Annotated in this window: 12 protein-coding genes; 9 read left to right on the top strand and 3 right to left on the bottom strand. The window is 45.2% G+C overall.

The features are described 5' to 3' along the window. Nucleotides 1-67: 67 nt before the first annotated feature. The 3 genes from NAF29_RS13275 to bioA form a co-directional block, all read right to left on the bottom strand. The gene (locus NAF29_RS13275; RefSeq protein WP_251262120.1) at nt 68-1555 is read right to left on the bottom strand and encodes a glutamate synthase subunit beta; all 1488 of its coding nucleotides are present in this window, start codon (nt 1553-1555) and stop codon (nt 68-70) included. A gap of 14 nt (nt 1556-1569) precedes the next feature. Next, nucleotides 1570-6171, bottom strand: coding sequence for a glutamate synthase large subunit (gene gltB, locus NAF29_RS13270; RefSeq protein WP_251262119.1), 4602 nt, complete (start codon nt 6169-6171; stop codon nt 1570-1572). Between the two features lie 336 nt (nt 6172-6507). Next, a complete protein-coding gene (gene bioA, locus NAF29_RS13265; RefSeq protein ID WP_251262118.1) occupies nt 6508-7803 on the bottom strand; it encodes an adenosylmethionine--8-amino-7-oxononanoate transaminase in 1296 nt (431 codons plus the stop codon). Nucleotides 7804-7909: 106 nt separating this feature from the next. Between bioA and bioB the strand changes: the two genes are divergently transcribed. The 9 genes from bioB to NAF29_RS13220 all read left to right on the top strand — a co-directional run bounded on the left by bioB (nt 7910) and on the right by NAF29_RS13220 (nt 16407). Continuing rightward, complete coding sequence (bioB, locus tag NAF29_RS13260; protein WP_251262117.1) at nt 7910-8956, top strand: biotin synthase BioB; 1047 nt, start codon at nt 7910-7912, stop codon at nt 8954-8956. Further along, nucleotides 8956-10119, top strand: a complete 1164-nt coding sequence (locus NAF29_RS13255; RefSeq protein WP_251262116.1) for an aminotransferase class I/II-fold pyridoxal phosphate-dependent enzyme — start codon at nt 8956-8958, stop codon at nt 10117-10119. The genes bioB and NAF29_RS13255 overlap by 1 nt, the downstream gene beginning before the upstream one ends. Next, entirely contained in the window at nt 10116-10886 is a 771-nt protein-coding gene (gene bioC, locus NAF29_RS13250; protein ID WP_251262115.1) for a malonyl-ACP O-methyltransferase BioC, read from the top strand. The genes NAF29_RS13255 and bioC overlap by 4 nt, the downstream gene beginning before the upstream one ends. Next, on the top strand, nt 10883-11578 hold the full coding sequence (gene bioD, locus NAF29_RS13245) for a dethiobiotin synthase (RefSeq protein WP_251262114.1): 696 nt from the start codon (nt 10883-10885) through the stop codon (nt 11576-11578). The genes bioC and bioD overlap by 4 nt, the downstream gene beginning before the upstream one ends. A gap of 430 nt (nt 11579-12008) precedes the next feature. Then, entirely contained in the window at nt 12009-12752 is a 744-nt protein-coding gene (locus NAF29_RS13240; RefSeq protein ID WP_251262113.1) for a toll/interleukin-1 receptor domain-containing protein, read from the top strand. Nucleotides 12753-12832: 80 nt separating this feature from the next. Then, a complete protein-coding gene (locus NAF29_RS13235; protein ID WP_251262112.1) occupies nt 12833-13840 on the top strand; it encodes a phospholipase D-like domain-containing protein in 1008 nt (335 codons plus the stop codon). 1130 nt (nt 13841-14970) lie between these two features. Next, a complete protein-coding gene (locus NAF29_RS13230; protein ID WP_251262111.1) occupies nt 14971-15297 on the top strand; it encodes a hypothetical protein in 327 nt (108 codons plus the stop codon). Nucleotides 15298-15407: 110 nt separating this feature from the next. Next, nucleotides 15408-15896, top strand: a complete 489-nt coding sequence (locus NAF29_RS13225; RefSeq protein ID WP_251262110.1) for a hypothetical protein — start codon at nt 15408-15410, stop codon at nt 15894-15896. A 124-nt stretch (nt 15897-16020) separates the two neighbouring features. Then, complete coding sequence (locus NAF29_RS13220; RefSeq protein ID WP_251262109.1) at nt 16021-16407, top strand: hypothetical protein; 387 nt, start codon at nt 16021-16023, stop codon at nt 16405-16407. Nucleotides 16408-16622: the final 215 nt, after the last annotated feature.

The raw sequence follows: 16622 nt of genomic DNA, 5'->3' as shown, positions 1-16622 counted from the left end.
TATGGGTAAACCAAAAGACATAAAAAAACCGCGCTTTTGCGCGGTTTTTTAGATCGCCTGATACAGGCTAAGGGAGATAACTTTGGCCCATTAAGAATGTATCAACCTCACGCGCTGCACGGCGCCCTTCGTCAATCGCCCAGACAATCAAACTTTGCCCTCGGCGAGCATCACCACAAGCAAACACGCCTTTGACGTTCGTTTGGAATTTGTCGTATTCAGCCTTCGCGTTACTGCGCGCATCCTTCTCAATCTCAAGTTGATCAAGAATGGCTTCTTCTGGGCCAGTAAAGCCCATCGCTAACAATACTAAGTCGGCTTCTAGTCGCGTTTCTGTGCCTTCAATTTCTTTCGGGAACATGCGTCCTTGTTCATCTTTCGCCCACTCGATGTGAACGGTGTGAACCGCTTTGATATTGCCCTCATCATCGCCTTCAAACTTCTTAGTCATCACCAAGTAGTGTCTTGGATCATCACCCTGTTTGGCAATGGCTTCGCTTTGGCCATAGTCAACCAGTAGTGTTTTAGGCCATTCCGGCCAAGGGTTTGAAGGTAATCGAGCGTCGGCAGGGCGCGGCATGATTTCAAGCTGCATCACGTGTTCACAACCGTGGCGCAACGATGTGCCCACACAGTCAGTACCCGTATCACCGCCACCGATAATGACCACGTTTTTACCTTTCGCACTGATGAATTTGCCGTCTTGGTGACCGCTGTCTAGCAGGCTTTTGGTATTTGCCTTGAGGAAGTCCATTGCAAAATGAACGCCTTTCAGTTCGCGGCCTTCAACCGGTAAGTCGCGCGGTTTAGTTGCACCTGTGGCAATAACAACCGCATCAAAATCCGCATGGAGCGTTTGTGCAGAGATGTCTTTACCAATCTCGGTATTAGTGACGAAGGTAATGCCTTCCTCTTTCATAATATCGATACGACGTTGGACAACGTGCTTTTCTAACTTCATGTTAGGGATGCCGTACATCAACAAGCCGCCAATGCGGTCGGCACGCTCGTACACTGTGACCAGATGGCCAGCCTTGTTTAACTGTGCAGCTGCGGCTAAACCACCGGGGCCTGAACCTACGACTGCTACGGTTTTACCGGTACGGCGTGAAGGCGGCTCGGCAACGACCCAGCCTTCTTCAAAAGCACGCTCAATAATGGCGTACTCATGATGCTTAATTGTGACCGGCGGCGCATTGATTCCCAACACGCACGAACCTTCACAAGGAGCAGGGCACACGCGGCCGGTAAACTCAGGAAAGTTGTTGGTTTTGTGCAAACGTTGTACCGCTTCTTTCCAGCGACCGTGGTACACCAAGTCATTCCACTCTGGAATAAGGTTGTTCACTGGGCAGCCCGCTACTTGCGGTGCAAAGCGGCTTTCGCCACTCTGACAAAACGGCACACCACAGTCCATGCAGCGAGACGCTTGCTCTTTAATGCCATCTTCAGGCATGTGCTCATGCACTTCTAACCAATCGATCAAACGCTCAGATGGATCGCGATCCGCTGGTAGTTGTCGGTCTAATTTTAAAAAACCTGTTGGATTTCCCATAGTATCGCTCCTCCTTATTTGGCGCTTGCAAGTGATGCTAGGTGCATGTCGAATGCGGCTGCTGCAACATCTTGCTCAGTGTCGTATTGGCCCGTATCGCGAGCTTGTTTCATATAAGCTTGCATTTGCTTGTAATCCACTGGCATCACTTTCACAAATCGAGTGAGAGAAGTCTCCCAGTCTGCTAGTAATTCAGCGGCTACATCTGACCCCGTGTGTTGCTGATGTTTTTCTATCAACGACTTGAGTTCATTGGATTCTTCAGCATCGTCAATGGTTTCGAGCTGAACCATTTCCATATTGCACTTGCTAGCAAAGTCGCCATTCACATCGAGTACATAGGCTACGCCGCCGCTCATGCCCGCTGCAAAGTTGCGACCGGTATTGCCCAAAATGATGGCTTTACCGCCGGTCATGTATTCACAACCGTGGTCGCCTACACCTTCAACAATAGCCGTGACACCTGAGTTACGTACGCAGAAACGCTCTCCCGCAATACCACGAATAAATGCTTCACCCGAAGTACCCCCAAAGAATGCAACGTTACCGATAAGGATGTTTTCACGTGGGTTGAAGGTTGACACCTTGGGTGGGTAAACAACCAGCTCTGCACCTGACAAACCTTTACCGAAGTAATCGTTGGCGTCGCCTTCGAGTTCAAAGCGAATGCCTTTCGCTGCGAATGCGCCGAAGCTTTGGCCCGCGGAACCGTCAAATTTCACACCAATGGTGTTCGCAGGTAAGCCTTCTGCACCGTATTTCTTACTCACTTCGTTCGACAACATGGTGCCAACTGAACGGTCGGTATTGATAATAGGGCTTGTGAGACTAACATTTTCGCCATTGCTTAACGCAGGTTGTGCATCCGCAATTAACGTGCGGTCGACGATGTCGTTGATCAAATGTTTTTGCTCAACACTGCGATACAAAGTTTCGCCTTCAACGGCTTCTTCTTTATGCAGGATTGGTTTTAAATCAACATGTTTGAACTTCCAGTGTTCGCGGTCATCTCGTATGTCTAAACACTGCGATTGACCTACCATTTCGTTAATCGTGCGGAAACCTAATTCAGCCATGAGTTCACGCAAGCCTTGCGTCATCATGGTGAAGAAGTTAACCACGTGTTCAACTTGCCCATTGTAACGGCCGCGCAGCACTCGGTCTTGAGTGGCGATGCCTACAGGGCAAGTGTTGAGGTGACACTTACGCATCATGGTACAACCTTCAACAATCAATGCCGCAGTTGCAATGCCCCATTCTTCAGCGCCAAGTAATGTTGCTATTGCTAAATCGCGAGGGGTTTTCATTTGGCCGTCAGACTGCACGGTGATTCGGCTACGCAATCGGTTGCGAACGAGGGTCTGATGCGTTTCTGCTAGGCCCAATTCCCATGGCAATCCAGCATGCTTTATCGAACTTAATGGTGAGGCACCTGTACCGCCATCGTAACCGGCAATCAGCACTACATCCGCGTAGCCTTTGGTCACACCGGCAGCAATTGTACCAACACCCGCTTCTGATACTAATTTTACGTTGATACGTGCATCGCGGTTGGCATTTTTCAAATCGTAGATCAGCTGTGCTAAATCTTCAATTGAGTAAATGTCATGGTGCGGTGGTGGCGAAATGAGCCCCACGCCCGGAGTGGAGCCACGAGTTCGGCCAATCCATGCATCTACCTTATGCCCTGGAAGTTGTCCGCCTTCGCCAGGTTTTGCGCCTTGAGCCATCTTAATTTGAAGCTCATCAGCATTAGCCAAGTAGTGGCTGGTGACACCAAAACGGCCTGATGCAACCTGCTTGATTCGGCTGATCATGCGATCGCCATTTTCAAGTGGAGTAAAGCGAATTGGATCTTCTCCGCCTTCCCCTGAATTACTCTTACCGCCAATGCGGTTCATTGCCATGGCAAGTGTTGTGTGCGCTTCCCACGAAATAGAGCCAAATGACATTGCACCAGTTGCGAAACGTTTGAAGATTTCTTCGGCCGGTTCTACTTCGTCGATGGAAATAGAAGGGCGGTCAGAATTAAACTTCAATAAGCCACGCAGGGTAAATGCTTCGGTGCTTTGGTTGTCGACTTCTTGGGTGTACTCTTTGAACTGCTCATAGTCGTTCTTGGCAGAAGAATGCTGCAATAAGCGGATGGTAGTGGGGTTAAACAAATGACGTTCGCCATCGTTACGCCAAGCGTACTCACCTCCTGATGCCAGAATGTCGTCCACGTGAATACGGCTTTCGTCTGGGAAACCTTCACGGTGATTTTTTAATGATTCGGTGGCAATTTGGTCTAAACCAATACCTTCAATCCGTGTGACAGTGCCGGTGAAATACTGTTGTACAACTTCAGAGTTAATGCCCAAGGCTTCAAAAATTTGAGCTCCTTGGTAACTTTGCAGTGTTGAAATGCCCATCTTCGAGAAGATTTTCAACAAGCCACTATTGACTGCTTTGATGTAGCGAGTCAGAACCTGAGTGTTGCTCCACTCTGAGTTAATGACGTTGTCATTACGCAGTTCGTTGAGTGTTTCTATCGCCATATAAGGGTTGGCAGCAGAAGCCCCGTAACCAATAAGTGTGGCAAAATGATGCGTCTCGCGGATATCGCCAGACTCAACAATAATGTCGGCCTTGGCGCGTAAACCGTGACGAATCAGATAATGATGTACTGCTGCAGTGGCAAGCAATGAAGGAATTGCGGCGTGGTCAGTGTCGACATTGCGATCGCTCAAAATGAGGATTGAGTAGCCGTCATTAACCGCATCTTTTGCGTAACGACATAAGCGATCAATTGCACCTTCCAATTCACCTTTTTTACCGGTCGCGCGGAACAGTGTGTTTAAGGTTTTAGACTGAAAGTGGTCATGATCGATGTGTTTCAACTTCATCAGCTGTTCGTTGCTGAGGACGGGCTGCTTAATCTCGACTTTGTGACAATGTGCTGCAGTTTCAGTGAGCAAGTTTTGATTTGCGCCCACGTAAGTGCGTAATGACATCACCATTTCTTCACGAATTGGGTCAATGGGTGGATTCGTGACCTGGGCAAACAACTGCTTAAAGTAGTTTGATAAATGCTGTGGTTTGTCCGATAGCACAGCCAATGGGTTGTCAGCGCCCATTGCACCTAGAGGTTCTTTCGCTGTACCAACCATTTGGGCCAACACGAGGTTAAGATCTTCATGTGTAAAGCCAAACGCTTTTTGATGCATACGCAACGATTTAGGTGCGGGTTGCTGCTGAACTTCGCTCGGTGTAGGTAAGTCATCTAAAACAATTTTGTTTTTGCTTAACCATTCACCATAAGGCTTAGTTGCACAGACTTCAGCTTTCACTTCGTCATCGCTGATAATGCGACCTTGGTTTAAGTCGGCAATGAAAATTTTACCGGGCTGCAAACGGCCTTTTTCAACCACTGAAGCGGGGTCGATGCACAAAGTTCCAGTTTCTGAACCCATGACGACCATGTCATCTTTTGTCACGAGGTAGCGAGAAGGGCGTAAGCCGTTGCGGTCCAGTGTTGCGCCAATCACTTGGCCATCCGTGAATGAAATAGACGCTGGGCCATCCCATGGTTCCATGATGCACGCGTAATATTCATAAAAAGCGCGCTTCACCTTGTCCATGTCTTCTTGTGATTGCCAAGCTTCTGGTACCAGCATCATCATCACTTGTGACAATGGACGGCCGCTTAGCACTAACAATTCTACAACCATATCGAGGTTTGCAGAGTCTGAGTTATCGCGGTTACACACTGGGTACAACATGGTCAGTTCTTCTTTCGAGAAGTTCACTGACTCAAACAAGGCTTCGCGCGCCGCCATCCAATTGACGTTACCTTTTACCGTATTGATCTCGCCATTGTGCGACAAAAAGCGGAATGGTTGGGCTCTACGCCATGCAGGGAATGTGTTAGTTGAGAAGCGGCTGTGGAACATGGCTAACGCAGAGTCCACGCGCTCATCTTGTAGTTCTAAGTAGTATTCACGCACTTGAGCAGTGGTGAATTGCCCTTTATACACGATCGTGCGGTTGGACATAGACGCAATGTAGAACTCGTCTTTTTGGTTGCTAATTGTTGAGTTTATTAAATGCGCCGTGTACTTACGCAGCACTAACAATTTACGTTGAAATTCAGTTTGATCGAGCGATTTTGGCTTAGCGATAAACACTTGCTCGATGGTGGGTTCGCTTTCGCGCGATGCGAGGCCGAGCCCAGAATTATCGCCCGGAACATGACGGTAGCCTAATAGCTTCAAGCCAAGACGTTTAATGTTGTCGTTCAGAACATTGCGACACTGAGTGGCGACTTTCTCGTCTTGTGGCAGAAAGATCATGCCAACGCCGTAATGTCCGACTGTGGGCAAGGTGAAGCCTAACGCTTGCACTTCTTCTGCGAGGTAACTGTGAGGGATTTGAATGAGAATGCCTGCGCCATCACCGCTTTTAACATCGTAGCCTGTACCACCACGGTGTTCCATGCAGGTTAGCATGGTTAGTGCATTTTCAATGATATCGTGGGACTTTTGGCCCTTAAGGTTAGCGACAAAACCGATGCCACATGCATCATGTTCAAAGTCTGAGCGGTATAAGCCCTGAGATGAAGTATTGTGGGTCATATTGTTTCCCGTCTTTGGGTCAATGGAATCTAAGTTCCAGTAAATATTTTCTTAAACGCACGCTTAATGAGCACTGTCAGGCCCTACCGGAGGGTGAGTCTGCTAACGCTATAGGCGAACGCGTCTGCTGAATTTAGAAATTATTATTATAATTTGGGTGTCGTAGAACCGACTGCATTATCCAGATTTTCAACGTTTTTAACCCGAAGTAGATCATAAAACGAATGAATAATTATGCATATTAAGTGATTTTTTTTGAAGGGCAATAGCCATGTTGCATGAGAGTTGTGAAATCAGCATCAATAAAATCGACAAAACCTTAGCAATAGCAGGGAGTTAGACCTCGCTTTGTTCGCATTCAAGCAAGCCTTTGTAAATTGCAGATGTTAAAGTGGTCAGCTCAGTATTGGTCATTCTGTAGCCAGGCATTACGTATGCGAGCTTACCGAATGGACGTATCCAAGCCCCATGAGCAATCACCGCAGCTTGAAGTGACAGCACATCGATGGGTGAATGTGTTTCAACTACGCCAATAGCGCCGAGCACACGCACATCTCTGACCGAATTGAGTGTGGCACATTGAGCAAGTTGCGTTGATAGTTGCTTGTTAATGCGTTCAACTTCGAATTTCCAATCATATGCCATTAGTAGTTCGATACTGGCGTTGGCCACTGCACATGCGAGCGGATTGCCCATAAAAGTGGGGCCATGCATAAATACGCCCGCCGCCGATTGGCAGACGGTCTCGGCCACATCATTCGTGCACAAGGTTGCAGCTAGTGACAGGGTTCCGCCGGTGAGAGCTTTACCCAAACACATAATATCGGGTGTGATGGCTGCATGTTCCACCGCAAACATTTTACCTGTACGGCCAAATCCTGTAGCAATCTCATCGGCAATTAAAAGTACTCCGTATTCATCACACAAGCGACGAATCTCTGACAAATAATGCGGGGCGTAAAACCGCATGCCGCCAGCGCCTTGAACTACCGGCTCAATGATAAAAGCAGCTAAAGATTGATGATGAAGTGCAAAAGCTTCTTCGGCTTCAGCAACCCATTGATGATCAATTGGGCTATCAAAACCGGCAGGCGGCGCAGGTAAAAATAAAGCTTGGGCCAATACTTCTGAGAACAGACTGTGCATGCCATTGACCGGATCGCACACCGACATGGCGGCAAATGTGTCACCATGGTATCCGTTTCGAACCGTCATGAATTTTGTTTTGCAGGGTTGTCGTGCGCCTTGCCAATATTGCAGCGCCATTTTCATAGCGACCTCAACTGATACAGATCCCGAATCTGATAGAAAAACGCGTTGCAGCGAGTGTGGGGTTATATCCACTAATTTTTTACACAGAGAAACTGCGGGCTGATGCGTCACACCACCAAACATGAAATGGCTCATTTGACCTATCTGAGATTGGATAGCCGTATTAATCTCAGGTACTTGATAGCCGTGTATAGCGCTCCACCAAGAGGCCATGCCGTCTACCACAGTGCAACCGGTGTCAAAAGTCACGCTATGCCCACTGGCATGCGACACCGCATAATTGGCACTGGTCGGATTGGCACGGGTGTAAGGATGCCAAATATGGCGTTGGTCGAAGTCAGTATCGATAGATTTGGTCATAATGTAATCAGTAGTCAACGTATGGTAAAAAAATGCCGTTGACTGAACGGCGGCAATCGCTAGACTAGCCATCATAAATGCGGAATGCAACCCAAGGATAAACACCATGACTGAATCGGTTCGGCATGATTGGACGCTTGCCCAAGTCAATGCGTTATTTGCACTACCTTTCAATGACTTATTATTTCAAGCGCAAACGGTACACCGTGCTCACTTTAATCCAAATGAAGTTCAAATTAGCACTTTGCTTTCCATTAAAACGGGAGCTTGCCCTGAAGACTGTAGCTACTGTCCACAAAGCGCTCGCTATAGCACAGACTTAGAAGCCGAAAAGTTAATGGAAGTTGAAGCGGTGCTTGAAAAAGCCCGAGCTGCCAAGGCAATTGGCAGTACACGTTTCTGTATGGGAGCGGCATGGCGCAATCCAAAAGATCGCGACATGCCTTATATTTTGAAAATGGTCGAAGGCGTGCGTGAAATGGGCATGGAAACGTGCATGACACTGGGCATGCTGAGCAAAGATCAAGCTCAAGTTCTTGCATCTGCCGGGCTTGACTATTACAACCATAACCTTGATACATCGCCAGAGTTTTACGGTGAAATTATCACCACGCGCACCTATCAAGATCGCATGGACACCCTAAGTAACGTACGTGACGCTGGCATGAATGTGTGTTCTGGCGGAATTGTGGGGTTGGGTGAGTCAGACAACGATCGCAGTGGCTTGCTGATGTCTTTGGCCAATCTTGATGAGCACCCAGACAGTGTGCCAATTAACATGTTGGTTAAAGTTGAAGGGACCCCATTGGCGGAGCAAGAAGATCTCGACCCGTTTGATTTTGTTCGCACTATTGCTGTCGCACGAATCATGATGCCCAAGGCACATGTCCGCTTGAGCGCTGGACGCGAACAAATGAATGAGCAGATGCAGTCGATGTGTTTTTTCGCCGGGGCGAACAGTATTTTCTACGGTGAGAAATTATTGACCACTGGCAACCCTGATGCAGAAAAAGACCAAGCATTATTTCAACGTTTAGGCATTCAGCCAGAAGCAGCCAAGGGTTACAGTGATGAAGTTGAGGAATATGTGATTGAAGAAGCGCTGAAGAACAAACAGCAAGAAGGGAAGTTCTACGACGCCGCAGTGAACTAATGAGTGCTTTCCACCGCCGCATAAGGTGGGCCAATGACACGAAGCGCCAGTCCAATAATTGGCGCGACATTCACGCCAATGATCGAGGGCAGGGGCGCTGGTTGGTCCGTGGTCAGCAACGTTGGTTAAATTTTGCCAGTAATGACTATCTTGGTTTAGCCGCGCACCCTTCGGTGATTTCAGCGTTTAGCGGCGCCGTTGAAAAGTATGGCGCAGGCAGTGGTGGCTCAACCTTGATCACTGGCCATCATACATTACACGCCAATCTGCAGTCGCAACTCGCTGAAATGACACACTGCGAAGACGTATTGTTGTTTGGATCGGGCTTTAGCGCGAACCAAGGTGTGCTGACAAGCTTAATGCAACAGGACGACTTGATCGTCCAAGATAAGCTCAATCATGCGTCTTTGATTGATGGCGGACTAAGCAGCGCTGCACACAATGTTCGTTTTCAGCACAATCAAATCGACAGTGCGAGACGTCAGTTGGCCAGAGCCGCGAACACTAAATTATTAGTAACAGAATCGGTGTTCAGCATGGACGGCGATCAAGCACCGCTAGCCGAATTAGCCCACCTATGCGCTGAACAAAAGGCGCTATTTATGGTAGATGATGCCCATGGGCTTGGTGTTATAGGCGAGCAGGGGGCGGGCGCTTCATCCATAATTGCCCCTCATAAAATCGACGTGTACATGGCAACCTTTGGCAAAGCAGTCGGTGTGGGGGGGGCTATGGTCGGATGCGATCGAGACGTTGCTGATTATCTGCGGCAATTTTGTCGCCATTACATATACACAACGGCAATGCCGCCAGCGCAAGCTGCAGCTATTTCAGCTGCATTGACATGCATGGCCACAGAACCAGAGCATTGGCAAAACTTGCACCACAACATTCAGTTGTTTAAGTCGTTGGCAGTTGACAGCGGAATTGATTTGTTGCCATCGGATAGCGCGATACAACCCGTGCTTATTGGCGCAAGTGAAAAGGTCATTCGCATTTCAGAGCAATTAAGACAAAGTGGCATCGCTTGCGGGGCAATCCGTTCGCCCACAGTAAAACAAGGGCAGGAGAGACTTAGGTTTACCTTATCAGCCTGCCATGAAGAAACAGACATTCGACAATGCGTGAGTGCGATTGCAAGCACGCTGGAGCAGTACGCATGACATTAATCGCGGAAAAATCGCCGGTCGCACGACGCTTTTCCAAAGCAAGTCAAAGTTATAAAAACGCCGCCAATGTGCAATATCAAGTTGGGCGCAATTTACTTGCATACAATCCGGTGCAGCATGCCGAACTGACCATAGACTTAGGTTGTGGTCCAGGTACCTTTATTCCGCAACTGCTCAACATGAGCGATCAGCTTATGGCGGTTGATTTAAGTGCCGATATGCTTGAGCAATGTGCGCTTCAGAGCCCATCTGTGATTACGTTACAAGCCGATGCACAACAATTGCCGGTTCCAGATAACAGTGTGGATTTGATATATAGCTCTTTGGCCCTTCAATGGATGCCTGATATGACGGCCGTATTTGAAGAAGCGCATCGTGTGCTTAAACCTAATGGGTCGATGGTGTTTAGTTGTGTGAGCGAAGGGTCTTTGTGGCAGTTGAAAAAAGCGTGGCGAAAAGTCGATGACTTTGATCACGTGAATCGATTTGCCAGCAAAACTCAAATTGAGGTGGCCGTGACCACTGCACGTTTACACAAAACCACCGGCATTATTCGGCCACATACATTTTGGTATTCTGATATTCGTAACCTGTTCGCCTCAATACGTGATGTTGGCGCGAATACGGTTTTGGGCAGCAATCGAAAAGGGTTAATGGGGCGTCGGATGTGGCAAACATTTAATCGTGCCTACGAATCATATCGCACAGAGGAAGGTTTGCCGCTGACGTATCAAATTTACTACGGGGTAGTCACAAAATGACTGTAATGTTCGTGACTGGTACTGACACCGATGCCGGTAAAACCTTTATTTCGTCTGCGATATTGTGGGGCCTAACGCAATCCAAAGTGAATACCCTCGGTTATAAGCCAATTGCTGCTGGTGCAGCAATTGAGAATGGCTCTTTGGTTAATTCAGACGCAGCTTTGCTCGCGAAATACAGTGCCGCGAATGTTGATGCAGGTGATATTAACCCAATATGTTTAGCGCCGCCGATTGCCCCTCATATCGCTGCGCAACAGGCCGGTATCACAATCTGTGAAGAGGATTTGCTGACACATTTGAATCAAACAATTGAAAAACATGCGCCCGAATTTACGTTAGTTGAAGGCGCAGGTGGGTGGAAAGTACCACTCGACTTAGCGGGGAATACGCTGGCAGATCTACCAAAGAAACAGCGTTGGCCTGTGATTATGGTCGTCGGTATGAAGTTGGGGTGCTTAAATCACGCATTATTAACCGCCGATGCGATGATTTCAGATGGTGTGGCTTTGGCCGGATGGGTGGCTAACTGTGTTGATCCAGATATGAAAGAGCAGTCGACAAATATCGAAAGCCTTAAAGCTTTGCTGCCTTCACCCTGTCTGGGTGTGGTTCCGTTTATGGCACAAGCTGAGCCAGAGCGAGCTTGGTCATATATCCAATCGGGTTTCGCGCGTTACGTTAAACATTAAGCCCAAAAATAGCGTGACTGTTTGATGGGTGATGAACGGAAGTTGCGCTAGTTAGATGCCTTTTATTCTTTAACATTATGAAAATAAAGTATTTATTCTTGTTGTAACGATTTCTGAACAGGCCTTTTTTGTGTTGCTGTAAATTTAACTGTTTATTGATACAGTAATTAGCATGTTCTAATGTAAGGTGGTATACAAAAGGGGAGTCGTTGAATTTTACGCAAAATGTGGATAATGTGAGTTAATCGAAGGGATTCAGGCCGTTACACCTCCATTTCGCAGGACGCGAAAGTCATGATAGGTCTACACTGTCCGAAAACCCACTAAATATCCATTAAGGTATACATGTCTACCTTATGTACATTATGTATACATGTGGATCTACTAAGCGTTATGCATCAAAAATTAGCATCACCAAGGATTGTTGAAAATGGTTCCACCTAGAGTGTTTATTTCTTATTCGCATGACTCAGCCGAGCACAAAAGCTGGGTACTGGATTTTGCATCGACCTTACGTCATCGCGGGATAGATGCCGTACTCGACCAGTGGGACTTGCGGCCTGGTGACGATCTGCCACACTTCATGGAAACAGAGTTAGCAAAATGTGATTTCGTCATAATTGTTTGTTCAGAAGCTTATGTTGCAAAAGCCAATGCTGGTGAAGGAGGCGTAGGTTACGAAAAAATGATTGTAACTGCGTCACTGCTTACAAAAATCGACAGTAATAAAATAATTCCAGTTGTTAGGCAATCCTCTTCTACGGTGCTTCCTACTTTTTTGCAAACAAAGCTCTATATTAACTTTTCCAACGACACTGAAGTTGAATATTCACTCGATGAATTAATCAGAGCACTTCTAAATGCTCCGTTGTATGAAAAACCTGAAATCGGGGTAAGCCCGTTTAAACCGCTACAGGGGGCTAAACCTGATAGAACTGCAGATGGTCTTAAAGCGGCAATGACAGCTATTGCTGCAGCGTTTGAAAACAGTCCTTACGATAAATTGGCAATTGGGGTTATTAATAATCTCACGGATATGCACCGTCTAAAGTTGGAGCGTTATCTAAGTCAGGCCGAGAAAGAAGGGCTAGTGGAAAGCAACTTAATTGGTCAATACTCGGTAACAAACGATGGTTTCGATTATCTAGTCAATCATGGAGTCATAGATGCATAACAAACACAGCAACAGCGACGCTCGTACCTCGCGCGCGTTCTGTGGGCGTTAAGTGAATATAGAAACATCGAGGTAAACTCATGGGCACTTTGGTCCAGCGCATCATAGAATTAGCGAATGACATACGAGAGTTTCCTCTTGGCAAGTGTTCACCTTCTGATGATCCAGATATGCAAAGTGCCTATACTTTTGCTTTTCGGGACATTGCCAAGAGATTCATTGGCTCTGTAAAGCGTATTGATAATGATCTGATACAAAATGAAGTAAAGAATTTAGATCCAGATATCGAATATATTCACGATGCTTATAATCTGAAATCTGATCTATTAAACATCATCGATATAATCGAAGATTTACAAAATGAGCCTGATGCTCAAATTGGATCAAAGGTAAAGGTAACACCAGGAACTGCAAACAAGCTTCTCGGTTTAATATCTGATCACTTGTATGATGAGTCAGCATATGTTCTTCCTATGGTTTGCACGGGTTATGGACTTCAGGAAGGTGAAGTTAGTGAAGCATTCTCCAGTAAAAGAAATTACATTTATGCAAGGACTTGTCACCTAAAACCAGACGAGATTTATGAGCTTGCGCTAAAAATGCAGGGGAAATATGGTCAAGGAGAGCTTGAAAGAATCATCTCTGACATCCAGAACAATAGCGATAGATTAAATGTTATTTCTGAATTCGAAAACATAAAAAAACTGATTGTCGACGAGATTAGAAAAGCAGAGTTTTGTATATGGGTTGCTGTCGCCTGGTTCACAGATAAAGATTTAGCAAACCTTCTTTACTTTAAGAAGAAAGAGGGTTTGAATATTCAGTTAATCATCAATGATGACCATATAAATTTCCAGCTGGGTGAGAAGCTAGGAACAATCTTCGAAACATATAAAATTCCTGAGAATTCTAGAAAATTAATGCATAATAAATTTTGCATTATTGATCTTAAGAAAGTGATTCATGGCTCCTATAATTGGACGAATAAGGCTCAGTATAATAATGAGACTGTTTCGATTATAGAAAACAAAGCGATTGCTGAAAATTTTGCAAAGCAGTTCATTGCTTTAAAAACAAACCTCAGATAAGTGCAAATATTCACTTAACAAGTAAATCCAGGTGACGCCTACGGCGCACCTGATTTAGGCGTTATGTGTCTAATGGAGAGTTTGGCGTGTGGTTGAAGGCTAAAGTTTTGTTACTGACTTTGTTTCCGTGCTTTGTACATGCTTTCGGTTCTAGAACCTACTGCACAGGTGAGTGCATTGGCCTTCTTGACAGAATTTCTGGAGGGAGTCGTGGTGTGCTGCTTCTCGAAATCATCTTGTTTGTCTTTGTGGGGCTTTATCTAATTGTTAAAGTGCATGACAAGTGGTTTTGATGTGTTAAAGAGGGTGGGAGATGATTTTCTATGATCATAACAAGTCGAGCATGTGCACTCGCTGCGGGCTCCAATATAGTTGTAGAGAGAAAGTTTGCCCTCATTGCAAAGATGTATCAGATCTTGATGCGGTATACCTCAGGAAAAATTTTAAAGCTGGTCTCTCTGGCTTAAGTTCGGCTATGGTCAACCTGTTTGTAGCGGGTTTTGTTGCAGTGGCTTTGTTGATGCTGGCTATTAGTTGGTAGTGAAACACATAACAAGCCAGTCAACCAAGGCCCAGCAAGCTGGGCGGGACACACAAGGCCAACCCATCTTTTTGCACTGGCGGAGCCAGTTTAGCGCAAAAAGTTGTGTTACCCTTGGTGCCCGTTACTGGTGCGTTAGTTCAACCGGGTTTGGCTTTGTTGTTGAGCTTTGAGTGTCATCACTTTCGCATTCAGCAGTTTAAGGTTTTATGAGCTAGAGCATTGCTTGTTGCAGCGGTGGTTGTTTACAGTATCGGTATCGACTTCGGTTCATTACCATCATGTCTGCGGTAAACACGTTTCTGGTGGTTGTTTTGAGCATGGGTCATTTGGCAGGGAAAGCTGAATAGGTTGGCAACATGGAACGTTCATTTGTTGTTTTGAATCCTTCCTAAAAATCCGTCTTTCCCACTTTTTAGTCGTCGTTTGGTGCCCAGTCACGCAGCCTAAAGCTGTTTGAGTTTTTGTGGTCAAACTAACAAGCCAATCAAGCAGGACAAAAAACTGTTTGCTCGGTTTCGCTTCGCTACACAAGGTAGCAAACAATTTTTAGCCTCTTATTTGGGGCGTTAGTTGCCAAGAAAGGTTTATGCGTACAATTCAAGTTTTATCAATAGTCCTAAGTATTGCTGGTTTAGCGCTAGGATATTCAGCACTTACAAATGCTGAGGGAGAGTCTGGCTCTGCTGCTAGCTCAATGGGATTACTCTTAATGTTTGTTGTTTTTCCATGCCTAGGCGCGGCCGCCTTACTAAGCATTAGTTCAACTGTTACATTATTGTCCTCTAAAGTTCGTGATAAATCCCATTTCAAAGGTAGATTTTGGTTTGGAGTTTTAGGTATAAATAGCTTGTTATCTTTAGGTTATATGCTTGTAGCAATATATCTTGCGTTCATTTGGTTTACTACAGTATAAATGGCAACTAACAAGCAAATTAACTAGGACAAAAAACAGCTGGCTTTTGCTCCTTCGTCGCTAATTTTAGCCAGCTATTTTATTGCCTGTTATTTGGGCGTTATATTTTTATGATGAATCGAGCATTATTTATATTTTTATTTACTTTTTCAGGTGCGCTCAATGCAAGTGTTCAACTAGATTTTAAATGGTTGCCACTTAAAAAAATCACTTATGAAATTTCTATACCTCATCCTTTTGGTGAAACTATATTAGAGTTTTATCCAACAACTGATTCAGATAGAAGGATTCGAGAATTACGGATTTCTACGGCTAAACATGGTTGGTTCACTCCTAATATAGAACCTTTAAAAAAAGAGACATCAGTTCAAGTAAAAGATATTGAGTTCATTATCAAAGATGCTGCGGTGAATAAAGATGGAAGTGTTAAATATTTTGAGTTTAATATTTATTACGGCGCTCCTAATAAGGTTAATTGCAATGGTAGAACAGAGTATGTTCCAAATAGTAAATTATTAAAGGTTTTCGCTGACGGCGAAGTGTCAATAACGGAAGATAGAAGCTATTTTGAGTTGTGTGAGGCGTTAAACAAAATATAACAAGTCAATTCAGCAGGACAAAAAACAGTTGGTTTTGCTCCTGCGTCGCCAATTTTAACCAACTATTTTTTGCCTCTGATTGAGGCGTTAGTTTTACCTGTAAATTTGAGCTTGGTGATCCAAAATGATTGAACAATCAATTTATGTACCTTTACTTACATTTTTAGTTGGTTTGGTTGTAGGCCATCGTTTCGCGTTATCTCGTGACAAACGAAAAGAATTCAATGAGGCCTCTGTGCCATTGTTTGAAAAATTGTATAATGGAGTTCAATCAAGTAGCACTTCATTTTTCCCAGATAATTTGCAATTAGAGTTATTTAGTAGTCATGTTCCATTTCATAAAAGGTACTTTTATAAACAAGCAGTAATTAGCTTAACTGATTCATTAAAAGCTGATAAAGAGGCCGTGAAATGGAATTCCGATGAAGCAGAAATGCAACTAGATAAAGGCTATGAGTCACAATCTTTCAAATCAGCAGAGAAAGTAATGAAGTATTTAAAGCGTAAGTAAAACTAACAAGTCATTTCAGCAGGACAAAAAACAGTTGGTTTTTGCTCGTGCCTCGCTTATTTTAACCAACTATTTTATTGCCTCTGAATGAGGCGTTGGTATGACTCCCCACGTCAAGTAGAGCACACAAATATCGGCCTAAAGATTTAAGCCTTTTTAATCTTTCAACTCAAAATGAGATGAGTTAACGCAGAAGATGAAGCAAGTAAATTCGT

Origin of the sequence: Echinimonas agarilytica (genome assembly GCF_023703465.1) — a bacterium.
Taxonomy (GTDB): Bacteria; Pseudomonadota; Gammaproteobacteria; order Enterobacterales; family Neiellaceae; genus Echinimonas; species Echinimonas agarilytica.
The sequence above is the reverse complement of the archived record's forward strand: the minus strand, read 5'-3'. Positions and strand labels throughout refer to the sequence as shown.

What these genes read in the sequence shown, in the direction of transcription:
- NAF29_RS13225 (WP_251262110.1), top strand. Translation starts at nt 15,408, where the DNA reads ATGATGAATCGAGCATTATTTATATTTTTATTTACTTTTTCAGGTGCG.
- bioA (WP_251262118.1), bottom strand. Translation starts at nt 7,803, where the DNA reads ATGACCAAATCTATCGATACTGACTTCGACCAACGCCATATTTGGCAT.
- NAF29_RS13235 (WP_251262112.1), top strand. Translation starts at nt 12,833, where the DNA reads ATGGGCACTTTGGTCCAGCGCATCATAGAATTAGCGAATGACATACGA.
- gltB (WP_251262119.1), bottom strand. Translation starts at nt 6,171, where the DNA reads ATGACCCACAATACTTCATCTCAGGGCTTATACCGCTCAGACTTTGAA.
- NAF29_RS13220 (WP_251262109.1), top strand. Translation starts at nt 16,021, where the DNA reads ATGATTGAACAATCAATTTATGTACCTTTACTTACATTTTTAGTTGGT.
- bioC (WP_251262115.1), top strand. Translation starts at nt 10,116, where the DNA reads ATGACATTAATCGCGGAAAAATCGCCGGTCGCACGACGCTTTTCCAAA.
- bioD (WP_251262114.1), top strand. Translation starts at nt 10,883, where the DNA reads ATGACTGTAATGTTCGTGACTGGTACTGACACCGATGCCGGTAAAACC.
- NAF29_RS13275 (WP_251262120.1), bottom strand. Translation starts at nt 1,555, where the DNA reads ATGGGAAATCCAACAGGTTTTTTAAAATTAGACCGACAACTACCAGCG.
- bioB (WP_251262117.1), top strand. Translation starts at nt 7,910, where the DNA reads ATGACTGAATCGGTTCGGCATGATTGGACGCTTGCCCAAGTCAATGCG.
- NAF29_RS13255 (WP_251262116.1), top strand. Translation starts at nt 8,956, where the DNA reads ATGAGTGCTTTCCACCGCCGCATAAGGTGGGCCAATGACACGAAGCGC.
- NAF29_RS13240 (WP_251262113.1), top strand. Translation starts at nt 12,009, where the DNA reads ATGGTTCCACCTAGAGTGTTTATTTCTTATTCGCATGACTCAGCCGAG.
- NAF29_RS13230 (WP_251262111.1), top strand. Translation starts at nt 14,971, where the DNA reads ATGCGTACAATTCAAGTTTTATCAATAGTCCTAAGTATTGCTGGTTTA.